This window comes from Streptomyces sp. NPDC088354 (assembly GCF_044753585.1).
Classification (GTDB): Bacteria; Actinomycetota; Actinomycetes; order Streptomycetales; family Streptomycetaceae; genus Actinacidiphila.
Genome location: NZ_JBIVNJ010000007.1, coordinates 207,622 through 220,307, shown reverse-complemented (window position 1 = coordinate 220,307; position 12,686 = coordinate 207,622). Strand labels below are relative to the sequence as shown.

Below are 12,686 nucleotides of genomic sequence, written 5' to 3'. Positions count from 1 at the left end.
CCACCGCGCGCCGCGTCCTGCCGATGACTGATCCGGGCAGGACGCGGCGGGCGTCCGCCCGCGTCCCGGAGCGGGAGGCACCGCTCCTTCGCCCCACTACTGAGCGAACGAACTCGGATTCTCGCCGAACTGGCGCTTGAAGGAGCGGCTGAAGTGACTCACATCGGCGAAGTGCCAGCGAGCCGCCACCGCCGAGACGGTGTACCTCCCGTCCATGGCGACGAGTTCCTCGCGTGCGCGCTCCAAACGGCGGCGTCGCACATAGGCCATCAGGGATTCGTCCGCCTCGGTGAACGCCCGGTGCAATGTGCGCACGGAGACGGACAGGGTCCTCGCTATCTCGGCGGGAGACAGGTGAGGGTCCAGAAGGCGGGCTTCGACGCAGTCGCGGGCAGCCGCGCGGAGCGAGGGCCGGAAGGCCGAGTCGGCGGAAACCCCACGGGCCATGATGGCGCCGGCCAGCAATTGCAGTACGGACTGCTGGGCGGCCCGGACGCCCGCCGGACTCAAGTCACCCCGGGTCCGGCGGATCAGATGCAGCTGCCCCGTCAGCAGCCGCGCCTCGGGGGCGTTCTGGGAGATGAGCGTGAGTGACGGCAACTGATCGAGCCCGGTGTCGGCCAGTGCTTCGGACGGCAGCAGCAGCACGCGCGCCCGTGAACCGGGCCGGTAGGCGAACTCCCGGGGGACCTGCGCGTCCCGTACGCACAGCGTGCCCGGTGGGACGTGAACGGTACGGCCCGCCTCGGTCAGGCTCAGTCCGCCGCTGTTCATGATGTGAACCACCGTGCGGCGCTCCGTGGCTCGTTTCATTCCTATGACGCCTTCCACAGCGTCGCCGTATTGTTCGCTGACCGCGATATCTCCGATCGCGGAGGATTCCACCCAGCACCGGTAATGGCCTGTCGTGTACTGCTTGGGGACTCGCAACGAGTGCACATGCCAAGGTCGGGCGTCGTTCAGGATCCGCCAGCGCTGTCTCAGCAATTCGTCGCGCCGCGCATCCGTCAGGGCGACCTCGATGCGCATTCGAGGTGAACTGGAATGAGACGGCGGGTCGACGCACGAGGTGCCTGACATATTCACGTCGAAATTCTATCCGACCGCCTGTCCGCGATGACGAACCGGGAAGACAGCGGCGTCCACGCCCCTGTCATCCCGTGCCTCGAATTACGGACGACGAACTGTTCACGCCTCGTGGAGGCTGTTTTCGGACAGCCTCCCCGCGCAGCGGGCGGCTGCGGCACGTTCGGCCGCGACACGGGGCAGACGCCGGTGTCCGGTCGAATTCGGTGCCCCGAAGCGGCTGACCCGCGGGCGCACGGTCCTTCGCTCGCCGGCCCGCGCGGCTCCCCGCCCTCACTCGCCCGGCCGCTCCCCGGTCGCGGCGGGGCCCGGCGTGCCGCAATGTGCCGTACGGCCTCGCACCGCACCCTGGAGGGATCGCACATGAAGATCGGCATCGGGCTGCCCAACCACGTGCGCGACGTGCCGCCCGACCTGGTGCCCGCCTGGGCCGCGCGTGCCGAGCAGGCGGGCTTCGCCTCCCTCGGATCGGTGGGCCGGATCAGCTATCCGGGCGTCATGGACACCGTCGCCCTGGCCGCGGCCGCCGGGGCGACCGGCACGATCGAGCTCATCAGCACCATCCTGATCGGTCCGGTCTGGCCCCCGGACCTGCTGGCCAAGGAGGTCGCCGGCATCGACGGCGTCTCGGGCGGCAGGTTCACGCTCGGGCTCGGCCTCGGCGGCCGGCTCGACGACTTCCTCGCCGAGGGCCCCGGCGCGCACGGCCGGGCCGCGCGCATGGAGCGCGACATCGAGGAGTACCGCAGGATCTGGCGCGGCGGGACGCCACCGGGGGCCGCCAACCCCCTCGTGCCCGCAGGCACGCGCGGGGACATCCCGGTCCTGCTCGGCGGCCTCACCCCGAAGGCGTACCGGCGGGCCGCACTGATCGCCGACGGCTTCATCGGCGCCTCGATGGCGCCCGCGGTGGTGGCCCCCGCGTTCGAGGCGGTCAGGAAGGCCTGGCGGGAGGCCGGCCGCGCGGGCTCGCCCCGGCTCGTGGCCCTCGCGTACTTCGTACTCGGGGACCCGGAGGCGGGACGCGCCCATGTGCGGGACTACTACCGGTCCGGGGGCGAGGAGATGGCCTCGGCGATCACCGCGGGCGTCAGTTGCGGGGCCGACGCGGTCAGGGCGGCTGTGCGGGCCTTCGCCGACATCGGCGCTGACGAGCTGGTCCTCAACCCCACCGTGGCCGATCCGGACGAGATCGCGCGCCTCGCGGACTCCGTGCTCTGAACGGCCGGGGCCCCCGCGCACCGGGGCCCGCTGCAGGGCGGACCCCGGTGGGCGGCGGTCAGCCGATCTGGTCGTTGTCCTTCTGGGCGCCCCAGCCGTGCCAGCGGTCGATCTCGACCAGGGCGCTGTACCGCAGGCGGTCCCGGATCGGGTAGGGCTTGCCCAGGTACTGCCGGGCCAGCCGGTCGATGTCGGCCAGGTCCTTGTCCTCCAGCAACTCGGCGACGCGGCCGATGATCGTGACGTGGGTGTACCAGTCGTCCTTGTCCAGCACGGTCAGCGTGACGCGGGGATCGTTGCGGAGGTGGTCGAGCCGCTTGCGGCCCTCGTCCATGTTGAGCAGGATCCGGCCCTCGTCCCACAGGTACCAGGTGGCGGTGGACACCGGCTGGCCGTCGGCACGCAGCGTCGCGAGCACCGCCGGATTGGGCTTCCTCAGCAGGGCGATCGCGGCTTCGGGAAGCGGTGGCTTGGACACGGGGGGCTCCTCTTCGGTGATGCGCCGGTCTGTCCGCCCACCGTGCCACACGCCGGGCCGCCGCACCGCTCGGCAGCCGCTGTGTCGCACCGGGCGGGCGCGCACCCGCGGCGCCGGCCCGTCCACGGCGGTCAGCCGGCCGTCCAGCCCTCGTCCAGGCAGGCCTTGGCGAAGGCGTCGGCGCCCATCTGCCACGTCTGCGCGTCGTTGGTGGCGCCCTGGACGAGGGTGCCGGACATGTTCCGGACCGACTCGACCGCGGACGTCTTCGCGGCCTCGCGCACCCGTGCGGCCAGCTTCGACCGGGCGTCGACCGTCCCGGTCTCCTTGTAGCCGTGCGCGAACAGGTCGCAGGCCCGCTGGCCGGGCCCGTCCAGGCGGTGCGGGGGGTCGGCGGTGTCGTCGCCGCACGCGGGGACGGCAAGGAGTGCGGCGGCGGCCAGGACGGTGGCCGCAGTGCGTGTACGCATTCGGGCATGATGACGCCAGAAAGGCGCGGGCCGTCGGATGTGCGTGTTCCGCGACGCGTCGGAGCGCCGTGCGGCGCGGTGCACCGCCGTGGGCCCGTCGGGGTGCCGTCCTCCCGGGGCGGACATAAGGTCCGAATGTGAGTCATGGCCGGTGCGAGGGGTGCGGCGCCTCAGGACCGGACTCCGCTTCGCGGGGCCGCCGGTGCTGCCGCGCCGCGCCTCCGCACGCGGCGCCCCGGGTACGGCTGATGCCCCTGCCCGCCGCCGGGAGCGGGTGACGACGTGGAGGCCGCGCATGGCTGCGGGGAGTCCGCGGATCGCGGCCCGGACGCGGTCGTCCCCGACTTGATCGCGGTCGTACGGGAGGCCCGGGCGTCCGTGGGCGCGGTGTACCTGCTCGAGCAGGGTGAGTGCGTGCTGCGCCTGGCGGCGCTCACCGGGCTGTCCTGGCGGATCGCGGCGCCGTGGGCGAGGGTCGCGCTGACGGACCGTGCCCCGGTGGCCGACGCCGTGCGCGAGCGGCGCGGGGTGTGGCTGGGCAGCCCGGAGGAACTGGCACGTCATTACCCGAGGCTCGCGCTGATCCTGCCGCACCGCTTCCTGCTCGCGGCCGCCCCGATCGCCTCCGGCGCCACCGCGTGGGGCGGGCTGGTCCTCCAGTGGCCCGGCACCCACCCGCCGCGGTTGAGCGCGCACGAGACCGAGGCGATGCACCGCGCCTGCGACTCCCTGACCGCGCTGCTGCGCCACGCCGCCGCGGACGGCCACCCGGTACGGGCCGGGGCCCGGCCGCGGCTGCTGCCGCCCCCGCGGCCGCGGACGGTCTGGCCCGCCGAGGCGCAGGCCGCGGCCGACTTCGCCGAGCGGCTGCCCGGCGGCTGCTGCACGCTGGACGTGGACGGGCGCATCGCCTTCGTCACCACAGCCGCCGCCGAACTGCTCGGCGCCGGCGTCCCCGAACTGCTGGGCGCCCGGCTCTGGCAGGCGCTGCCGTGGCTGGACGCCGCGGCGGTCGAGGGCCACTACCGCGGCGCGCTGATCAGCCGGCAGGCCACGTCCTTCACGGCGCTGCGCCCACCGGACCGGTGGCTGGCCTTCCACCTGTACGCGGACGGCTGGGGCGTCAGCGTCCGGATCGTGCCCGCCGACGACGCCGCGGACCCGTCCGGCGTGCTGCGGCCCGCGCCCCCGGCCGAGCCCGGACGGGGCACCGGGCTCTACCAGTTGATGCACCTGGCCGCCACGCTGACCGAGGCCGTCGGGGTGCAGGACGTGGTGGAGCAGACCGCCGACCAGTTGCTGCCCGCCCTGGGGGCGCAGGCGCTCGCGCTGATGACCGCGGAGGAGGGCAGGCTCCGGATCATGGGCTACCGCGGCTACCCCGCCGAGTTGATGGACCGCTTCGACGGCGCGCCGCTGGCCTCGTCCACGCCCGCCGCGCGGGTCCTGGCCACCGGCATCGCCTCCTTCTTCGCCGACTGGGCGGAGCTGAAGCAGGCACACCCGCCGGCGGACATCGACGACCGCATGAGCGCATGGGCCTTCCTGCCGCTGATCACGTCCGGCCGCCCCGTGGGCTCGCTGGTGCTCGGCTACGACCGGCCCCGTCCCTTCACCGTGGAGGAGCGGACCCTGCTGACCTCGGTGGCCGGCCTGGTCGCCCAGGCGCTGGACCGCGCACGCCTCTACGACTCCAAGGACCGCCTCGCCCACGCCCTGCAGGCCGGGCTGCTGCCTCAGGTACTGCCCCGGATCGCGGGGCTGGACATCGCCGCGCGCTATCTGCCGGCCGGGCGCGGCATGGGGATCGGCGGCGACTTCTACGACCTCATCCGCCTGGAGGGCCACTGCGCCGCCGCGGCGATCGGCGACGTCCAGGGCCACAACGTGAACGCCGCGGTGCTGATGGGGCAGGTCCGCACCGCCGTCCACGCCACGGCGGGGGCGCCGCCCGGCGAGGTCCTGGCCCGCACCAACCGGGTCCTGACCGATCTGGACTCCGGACTGTTCACCAGTTGCCTGTACGTCCACCTGGACCTGGTCCGGCACCGGGCGCGCCTGGCGACGGCGGGCCACCTGCCCCCGCTGCTGCGCCACCCCTGCGGCCGGACCGAGGTGCTCGACCTGCCGCCGGGACTGCTGCTCGGCATCGACCCGGCGGCCGAATACCCGTCCACCGAGATCCCGTTGCCGCCCGGGGCGGTGCTGGCGCTGTACACCGACGGCCTGGTGGAGTCGCCCGGCGTGGACCTCGGGCAGGCCATCGCCGCGCTCGGCGACCGGCTGGCGGACGCGGGGGACGCCGCCGGCCGGGGCATCGAGCTCCTCGCGGACACGCTCGTCCGGCGGGCGGAGCAGTCCACCGCCCGCAGTGACGACGTCGCCCTGCTGCTCATCCACCCGCACCGGGACGGCTGAACGGCGGTGCCACGGAGCCCGGTGTCCCGGCGCCGGGGCGCTGCCCGGGTCCTGCCGGCTCTCCCGGACGGCGCGGTCAGCCGCCGTGCCGTCCGGCCGGCACGGCGCCGCGGCGGCGGCGGGCGACCAGCGAGTCCAGGATCTCGCCGGCCCGAACGGCCGTGGTGGACAGCAGGGTCGAGGCCAGCCCGTGCGTGTGCTCGGTGCCGCCCTGCAGGTAGATCCCCGCGGTGACCTCGGGCGCGACCTCGACGCGGTGGTCCCGGCCGACCCGGACGGCGTCGCCGTCGTCGCGCAGGCAGATCTTCGCCGACTCGCCGAGGAGGACGGAGATGTCCTTGGACCGGTAGCCGGTGGCGTGGACGAGGATGTCGGCAGGCAGGGTGCTGCGCTCCCCCGTCGGCAGGAACTCCACGCTGATGTCGAGGCGGTCGTCGAGCACGTCGACCGCGCGGATGCGGGAGACGTTCAGGAAGCGGAGCCGTTCGCGGCCCTGGACCTTCTCGCGGTAGGAGGTCGCGTACAGGGCCTCGATGAGGTCCATGTCGACCACCGAGTAGTTGGTACTGCGGTGGTAGTCGAAGAGCGACTGCTTCACCTCGGAGGGGGCGTCGTAGTAGACGTCGACCGCCTCGGGGTCGAAGATCCGGTTGGCGAAGGGGCTGTCGTCGGCGGGCGTGTAACCGTACTTGGCGAAGACCGCGCAGACCTCCGCGTCGGGGAAGGTGCGGTGCAGGTAGTCGACCGCCTCGGCGGCGCTCTGGCCGGCGCCGAGGACGACGGCGCGTCGCACCGGCTCCCCGCTCGCGGCGAGTCCGGCGACGCGGGGCAGCAACTGGCTGTTGTGCCAGATCCGCTCGGACAGCTCGGTTCCCGGGGGCAGGTGCGGTTCGAGGCCGACGGCCACGCTGATGTTGCGGGCCCGGTGGATGACGGTGCGCCCGGGTTCCCGGGGGTCCTGGCACACCACGTCGAGGTGGTCGATCCCGCCGTCGTCACCGCGGACCGGCGTGATCGACAGCACCTCGGAGGAGTAGTCGACCAGGTGGGCCAGGCGTGCGGCGGCCCACTCGAAGTACTCGTGGAACTCCACCCGGAGCGGGAAGAGCGTCTTCTGGTTCAGGAAGTCGACCAGCCTGCCCTGCTCGCGCAGGTAGCACAGGAAGCTGAAGTCACTCGTCGGGTTCCGCATGGTGACCAGGTCCTTGAGGAAGGACACCTGCATCGTCGCGTCGTCGATCAGCATGCCGCGGTGCCATCCGAAGCGGGGCTGCCGTTCCAGGAAGCCGGCCTCGATCCGCTCGGAAGCGGGACGTTGGGCGTTGTACTCCTCGATGGCTATGGCCAGAGCCAGATTTGACGGCCCGAAACCGATTCCCAGGACGTCGTGGATGATGTCCGGCTCACTGCGCGGTGGTGTCACCGTTGCATCGCCTCCCTCAGCGCGCCACATAATAGATAAGGTAAGGCTAACCTTGCAATATTGCTCCGTCGAAGGGGAGACACATGCGGGTCGTCATGTTCGGCTATCAGACCTGGGGACACCGGACGCTGCAGGCCTTGCTGGAGTCGGATCACGAGGTCGTCCTCGTCGTGACCCACCCCAGGAGCGAGCACGCGTACGAGAAGATCTGGGACGACTCGGTGGCCGAACTGGCCGAGAAGCACGGCGTGCCCGTGCTGCTCCGCAACCGTCCGGACGACCCCGAACTGCTGGAGGCGGTCCGGGCCGCGGCGCCGGACATCATCGTCGCCAACAACTGGCGCACCTGGCTGCCGCCGGAGATCTTCGACCTGCCGCCGCACGGCACGCTCAACGTGCACGACTCGCTGCTCCCCGCCTACGCGGGCTTCTCCCCGATCATCTGGGCGCTCATCAACGGCGAGGACCGCGTCGGCGTCACCGCGCACCGGATGGACGCCGAACTGGACGCCGGCGACATCCTGTTGCAGCGCTCGACACCGGTGGGCCCGCGGGACACCGCCACCGACCTCTTCCACCGCACCGTGGACATGATCTCCCCGCTCGTGCGCGAGTCCCTGGACCTGATAGCGTCCGGCACCGCCCAGTGGCAGCCGCAGGACCGCTCCCGCGCGAGCTTCTTCCACAAGCGGTCGGTCGAGGACGGCCGGATCGACTGGAACTGGCCGGCCGAGGACCTGGAACGCCTGGTACGGGCCCAGTCGGACCCGTACCCGAACGCCTTCACGTACCACCGCGGCGAGCGCATCAGGATCGTGTCCGCGGCCGTCTCCCGGGCCCGCTACGGCGGGACGCCCGGCCGTGTCTTCATCCGGGAGGGTGACGGGGTCGTGGTCGTCGCCGGCGCGGACGCGCGCGGCGGGCACCGCCCGGGACTGCTGGTCCGCACGGTCCGCACCGACGACGGGACCGAACACCCGGCCGGCGACTGGTTCCGCTCCATGGGCGGCTACCTGACGTCCCGTCCGTGACGACGGCTCTCGCGGGCCCCGGTCCGCACGCGGGGCTCCGCGGCCTCCGGGGGCGCACGGTCGTCGTGAAGGTCGGCGGCAACGCCATGGGCGAGGACACCCCGCTGCGCACCGTCGCGCAGGACGTCGTCCGCCTGCGGCGGACCGGGGTGCGGGTCGTGGTGGTGCACGGCGGCGGGCCGCAGATCAGCGCCCAACTGGACCTGGCGGGCATCGAGGCACGCTTCGTGGGCGGGCTGCGGGTCACCACCCCCGAGGTCCTGGACGTCGTGCGGATGGTCCTGGCCGGAAAGGTGCAGCGCGACCTCGTCGGGCTGCTCAACGAGCACGGCCCGTACGCGGTCGGTCTCACCGGCGAGGACGCGCACACGCTGACCGCGGTGCGGCGCTACGCGGACGTCGACGGCGAGAACGTCGACATCGGCCTGGTCGGCGAGGTGACGGAGGTCAACACGGCGGCCGTGGACGTGCTCCTGGACCACGGCCACATCCCCGTGGTGTCCTCGCTCGGCAGGGGCGCGGACGGCCAGGTCTACAACGTCAACGCGGACGCGGCGGCCGGGGCGCTGGCCGCCGCGCTCGACGCCGAGGCCCTGGTCGTCCTCACGGACGTGCCGGGGCTGTACGCGGACTGGCCGCGGCGGGAACGGGTCCTGGACCGGCTCACCGCGGCCGAGTTGGAGTCGATGCTGCCCGCGCTCGGCGGCGGCATGGTGCCGAAGATGGAGAGCTGCCTGCGGGCGGTGCGGGCGGGCGTCCGCTCCGCCCGGGTCCTGGACGGCCGCGCCCCGCACGCCCTGCTGCGGGCGCTGGTCGGCGACCGCGGGACCGGCGGGACGACCGTCCTGCCGGACCAGGGCCCGCCGTCACCTTCCCTGGGAGGTGCCCCCACCCCGCGGCGCCCGGCACGGCACTCCGCCTGGCGATCCACCGCGCCTGGGGACACCTCCCGGCGGCAGCCGGGGGAACCGCGGGGCCGGCCCTCCGGGCGGCCGGCGCCCATGTGACGACCGGGCCGAGCACGCTGACCTCACGGCTGCGCCGGGGCGGCCGGACCGCGGTCGACCGCGACCGTCCGCCCCGGCGGCTGCCCTTCCGGATGCGGCACCGGCCGCCGGGCGGAGGCGCCGTCGGCGAGCCACTCGGGCACCGATGCCGACCGCCGGTCAGCCGGCCGGCCTCTGCGATCCCGTCGCCCTCGTCTCCCGGCTCGGGGAGGATGCGACCTCCCTCGGCGGCGAACCGGGCCGGGCCGGCCTCGACGACCACCAGGAGGTGGGACTCGGGAACGTCCTCGGCCGGCTGGGTCACTTCCGTGTCCGCGTGGCTGCCCGTGCGGTCGCCTCGATCAGCAGGGGATGCGAGGGAGCCGCGTCCGTGAAGACGCCGTCCTCCGGCTCTTCGGCGAACGTCACGTGCACGAAGGAGGTCGGCGCCCCCGGTGATCGACGAGTGGGGACGCGTGCTCTCCGCTGCCTGCCGACTCGGCTTCTGCCGGGCCGGGACCGTTTCTGCGGGGCGACCACGTCGCAGGCAGGCATGGACGGCTCCGAACCCGGCGCGAACCCCGTAGCCGCACCGTCGGTCGCCGGGTCACTCCGCGGCGACGCGGACCGCGTCGTGGTGCCTTCCCATGGGGATCACCAGCGGGGTCCCGCTCACCGGGTCGGTCGTGATCCGGCAGCGCAGGTCGAAGACGTCCTCGACCGTGGCGGCGGTGACCACCTCGGCCGGCGGCCCCTCGGCGGCGATCCGCCCGGACTTCATGGCGATGACGTGGTCGGCGTACCGGCAGGCCTGGTTGAGGTCGTGCAGGACCATGACCACGGTGCGGCCCTCACGGCGGTTGAGGTCCGTGATGAGGTCGAGGACGTCGATCTGGTGGGCCAGGTCGAGGTAGGTGGTGGGCTCGTCCAGGAGCAGCACGGGGGTCCCCTGGGCAACGGCCATGGCGATCCAGGCGCGCTGGCGCTGGCCGCCGGACAGCTCGTCGACCGCACGGTCGGCCAGGTCGGCCATGCGGGTCGCCGCCAGGGCCTCGTGGACGGCGAGTTCGTCCGCCTTCGACCACTGCCGCCACCAGTTCTGGTGGGGTGAACGGCCGCGGCTGACCAGGTCGAAGACGGTCAGCCCCTCGGGCGCGACCGGAGTCTGCGGCAGGATGCCGAGGCGCTGGGCCAGTTCGCGGGTGGGCAGCGAGCGCAGCGCGCGGCCGTCGAGTTCCACGGTGCCCTGGCGGGGGGCCAGCAGGCGTGCCAGGGCACGCAGCAGGGTGGACTTGCCGCAGGCGTTGGCCCCGACGATCGCGGTGATGCGGCCGGAGGGTACGACGAGGTCGAGGTCCTCGACGACGAGCCGCTGATCGTAGGCCAGGTGCAGCCCGCGGGCCCGCAGTTCGGGCTGCGCGGCCGGGGCCGGGGCGGAGTCGGTGGTCGCCATGTGTTCAGCCTCCTGAGCCCGCGCGGTTGGCGCGGATGAGCAGCCAGAGCAGGACCGGCGCGCCGATGACGCCGGTGACGATCCCGACCGGGAGTTCCGTGCCGGGGATCGCTTCACGCGCGATGAGGTCGGAGCCCAGCACGACCAGGGCTCCGGTCAGCCCGGAGGCGACCAGGGGCGGCCACGCCGTGCCGGCCATCCGCTGGGCGATCTGCGGGGCGGCCAGCGCGACGAACGCGACCGGGCCCGCCGCGGCGGTGCCGAAGGCGATCAGCCCGACGCCGACGAGCAGCAGGGCGAGCCGCACCGGCTGCACGGGGGTGCCGAGTCCCGCGGCGACGTCGTCGCCGAGTTGGAGGGTGCGCATCCAGCGGCCCATGCCGAGGGCGAGCGGCACGAGGACGGCCGTCGCGACGGCGAGCAGGTCGACCTGGTCCCACGTGCGGCCGTTGAGGTTGCCGACCAGCCAGCCGAGGGCGGCCTGGGCCTCGAACCGCTCGCCGCGGGCGACGAGGTAGTCGGTGGCACTGGTGCAGATCCAGGAGACGCCGATGCCGACGAGGATGATGCGGTACCCGGTGGCACCGCCCTTCCAGGCCAGCGCGTACACCAGCAGCGCGGTCACCAGCGCGCCCAGCAGACCGAGGCCCTGCGTGCCGAGCCCGCCGTCCCAGCCGAGCACGATGCCGGCCACCACGGCGGTGCCGGCCCCCTCGGTGAGGCCGATCATGTCGGGGCTGGCCAGCGGATTGCGGGTCATGGTCTGGTACAGCGCACCGGAGATGCCGAAGGCGATGCCGACGAGCAGCCCGGTCAGCGCGCGCGGCAGCCGCAACTCCCGGACGACCAGGACCGTTCCGGGGTCGCCGGCGCCGGTGAGGGCCTCGACGACGTCGCCGAGCCCGATCGGGTAGTCACCGAGGGAAACCCCCCAGCAGAAGAGCAGGAACACCGCGACGGCCAGGGCGGCGCACAGGACGACGAGCCGGGGCCGCAGCACGCCGGAGACCGGCGGGGCCGTGAGCCGGTAGGGCCTGCGGCCCCGGAGGAGGGCGAGGGCGGTCACGTTCAGACCTCCGCGAGTTTGCGCCGGCGGACCAGGGCGATGAAGAACGGGCCGCCGATGAAGGCGACGAGCACCCCGGCCTGGATCTCGGTGGGCCGTGCCACGACCCGGCCGAGGATGTCGGCGGTGAGCAGCAGGACCGGCGCGAGCGCGGCCGAAAGCGGCAGCAGCCAGCGGTGGTCGGGGCCGACGCCCGCGTACTGGGCGAGCACCCGGGCGACATGCGGCACCACCAGGCCGAGGAAGACCACTGGGCCGATCACCGCGACCGCGGCGCCGGTCAGCAGCATGACGGCGGTGAGGCCCTGAAGTCTCACCAGGCCGAGCCTGCGGCCGAGGGAGGCCGCGACGTCGTCGCCGAGCGCCAGGCTGTTGAGCGCGGGGGCGGCGGCGAGCGCGAGCACCGCCCCGATCACCAGGAACGGCACGATGGCACGGACGACGCCCCCGTCCTGGTCGGCGAGGGTGCCGGCGGACCAGAAGCGGTAGCGGTCCAGGGCGTCGGGGTCGGTGAGGACGATCGCGTTGGTGAGCGAGAACAGCAGGAAGGTGACGGCCACTCCGGCCAGGGCCAGCTTCACCGGGGTCGCGCCGGACCGTCCCGTCCTGCCGAGCAGGAAGACCAGGACACTGGTGGCGAGGGCGCCCGCGAAGGCGAACCAGATGTGGCCGTACAGCGATCCGGCGCCGAACAGGGCGATGGCGACGACGATCCCGAAGGACGCGCCGGCGCTGACGCCGAGGATTCCGGGGTCGGCGAGCGGGTTGCGGGTGAGGGCCTGCATGAGCGCGCCGGACAGGCCGAGCGCGGCGCCCGCGGTCAGGCCGAGAACGGTGCGCGGGACGCGGACCGTCCAGACGATGTTGTCGACAAGCCGGCTCGGGGGGTGGCCGAACAGTGACCGGACCACCTGGTCCGGCGGGATGTCCACGGCCCCGAGTCCGATCGACAGCAGGCACAGCCCGGTCAGTACGGCGACGAGCAGGACGACGAGCAGGACGGGACGCAGTCCTCTGCGCGCGGTCACCGGCCAGGCTCCACAGCCACCATCCT

General features: G+C 73.5%; 11 protein-coding genes. 4 read left to right on the top strand and 7 right to left on the bottom strand.

The window, feature by feature from the left end; translation table 11 throughout:
- Positions 1-96 precede the first annotated feature (96 nt).
- Positions 97-1,029, bottom strand: a complete 933-nt coding sequence (locus ACIP98_RS14140; protein WP_401975873.1) for a helix-turn-helix domain-containing protein — start codon at positions 1,027-1,029, stop codon at positions 97-99.
- A gap of 420 nt (positions 1,030-1,449) precedes the next feature.
- Between ACIP98_RS14140 and ACIP98_RS14135 the strand changes: the two genes are divergently transcribed.
- Positions 1,450-2,307 carry an LLM class flavin-dependent oxidoreductase gene (locus ACIP98_RS14135; RefSeq protein WP_401975870.1) on the top strand — a complete coding sequence of 286 codons (858 nt, stop codon included), beginning with the start codon at positions 1,450-1,452 and terminating at the stop codon, positions 2,305-2,307.
- 58 nt (positions 2,308-2,365) lie between these two features.
- On the opposite strand, the gene ACIP98_RS14130 is transcribed toward ACIP98_RS14135, so the two are convergent.
- Both ACIP98_RS14130 and ACIP98_RS14125 read right to left on the bottom strand, forming a co-directional pair.
- Complete coding sequence (locus ACIP98_RS14130) at positions 2,366-2,785, bottom strand: PPOX class F420-dependent oxidoreductase (protein ID WP_319657644.1); 420 nt, start codon at positions 2,783-2,785, stop codon at positions 2,366-2,368.
- Positions 2,786-2,916: 131 nt separating this feature from the next.
- The gene (locus ACIP98_RS14125; protein WP_319657645.1) at positions 2,917-3,255 is read right to left on the bottom strand and encodes a hypothetical protein; all 339 of its coding nucleotides are present in this window, start codon (positions 3,253-3,255) and stop codon (positions 2,917-2,919) included.
- Positions 3,256-3,537: 282 nt separating this feature from the next.
- Between ACIP98_RS14125 and ACIP98_RS14120 the strand changes: the two genes are divergently transcribed.
- Positions 3,538-5,673 (top strand): SpoIIE family protein phosphatase, encoded by a 2,136-nt coding sequence (locus ACIP98_RS14120; RefSeq protein ID WP_401975867.1) that lies wholly within the window; start codon positions 3,538-3,540, stop codon positions 5,671-5,673.
- Positions 5,674-5,749: 76 nt separating this feature from the next.
- On the opposite strand, the gene ACIP98_RS14115 is transcribed toward ACIP98_RS14120, so the two are convergent.
- A complete protein-coding gene (locus ACIP98_RS14115) occupies positions 5,750-7,126 on the bottom strand; it encodes a lysine N(6)-hydroxylase/L-ornithine N(5)-oxygenase family protein (protein ID WP_401975864.1) in 1,377 nt (458 codons plus the stop codon).
- A gap of 53 nt (positions 7,127-7,179) precedes the next feature.
- Between ACIP98_RS14115 and ACIP98_RS14110 the strand changes: the two genes are divergently transcribed.
- Both ACIP98_RS14110 and argB read left to right on the top strand, forming a co-directional pair.
- Positions 7,180-8,127 carry a methionyl-tRNA formyltransferase gene (locus ACIP98_RS14110; RefSeq protein WP_319657647.1) on the top strand — a complete coding sequence of 316 codons (948 nt, stop codon included), beginning with the start codon at positions 7,180-7,182 and terminating at the stop codon, positions 8,125-8,127.
- Positions 8,124-9,134 carry an acetylglutamate kinase gene (argB, locus tag ACIP98_RS14105; RefSeq protein WP_401975862.1) on the top strand — a complete coding sequence of 337 codons (1,011 nt, stop codon included), beginning with the start codon at positions 8,124-8,126 and terminating at the stop codon, positions 9,132-9,134. Before ACIP98_RS14110 ends, argB begins: the two co-directional genes overlap by 4 nt.
- A gap of 586 nt (positions 9,135-9,720) precedes the next feature.
- Here the strand turns inward: argB and ACIP98_RS14100 are convergent.
- From ACIP98_RS14100 to ACIP98_RS14090, 3 genes are read right to left on the bottom strand one after another with little or no spacing between them, the layout of a single operon-like run.
- On the bottom strand, positions 9,721-10,566 hold the full coding sequence (locus ACIP98_RS14100) for an ABC transporter ATP-binding protein (protein ID WP_319657649.1): 846 nt from the start codon (positions 10,564-10,566) through the stop codon (positions 9,721-9,723).
- Positions 10,567-10,570: 4 nt separating this feature from the next.
- Positions 10,571-11,632 (bottom strand): iron chelate uptake ABC transporter family permease subunit, encoded by a 1,062-nt coding sequence (locus tag ACIP98_RS14095; RefSeq protein ID WP_319657650.1) that lies wholly within the window; start codon positions 11,630-11,632, stop codon positions 10,571-10,573.
- Between the two features lie 2 nt (positions 11,633-11,634).
- Complete coding sequence (locus tag ACIP98_RS14090) at positions 11,635-12,630, bottom strand: FecCD family ABC transporter permease (RefSeq protein WP_401975969.1); 996 nt, start codon at positions 12,628-12,630, stop codon at positions 11,635-11,637.
- Positions 12,631-12,686 lie beyond the last annotated feature (56 nt).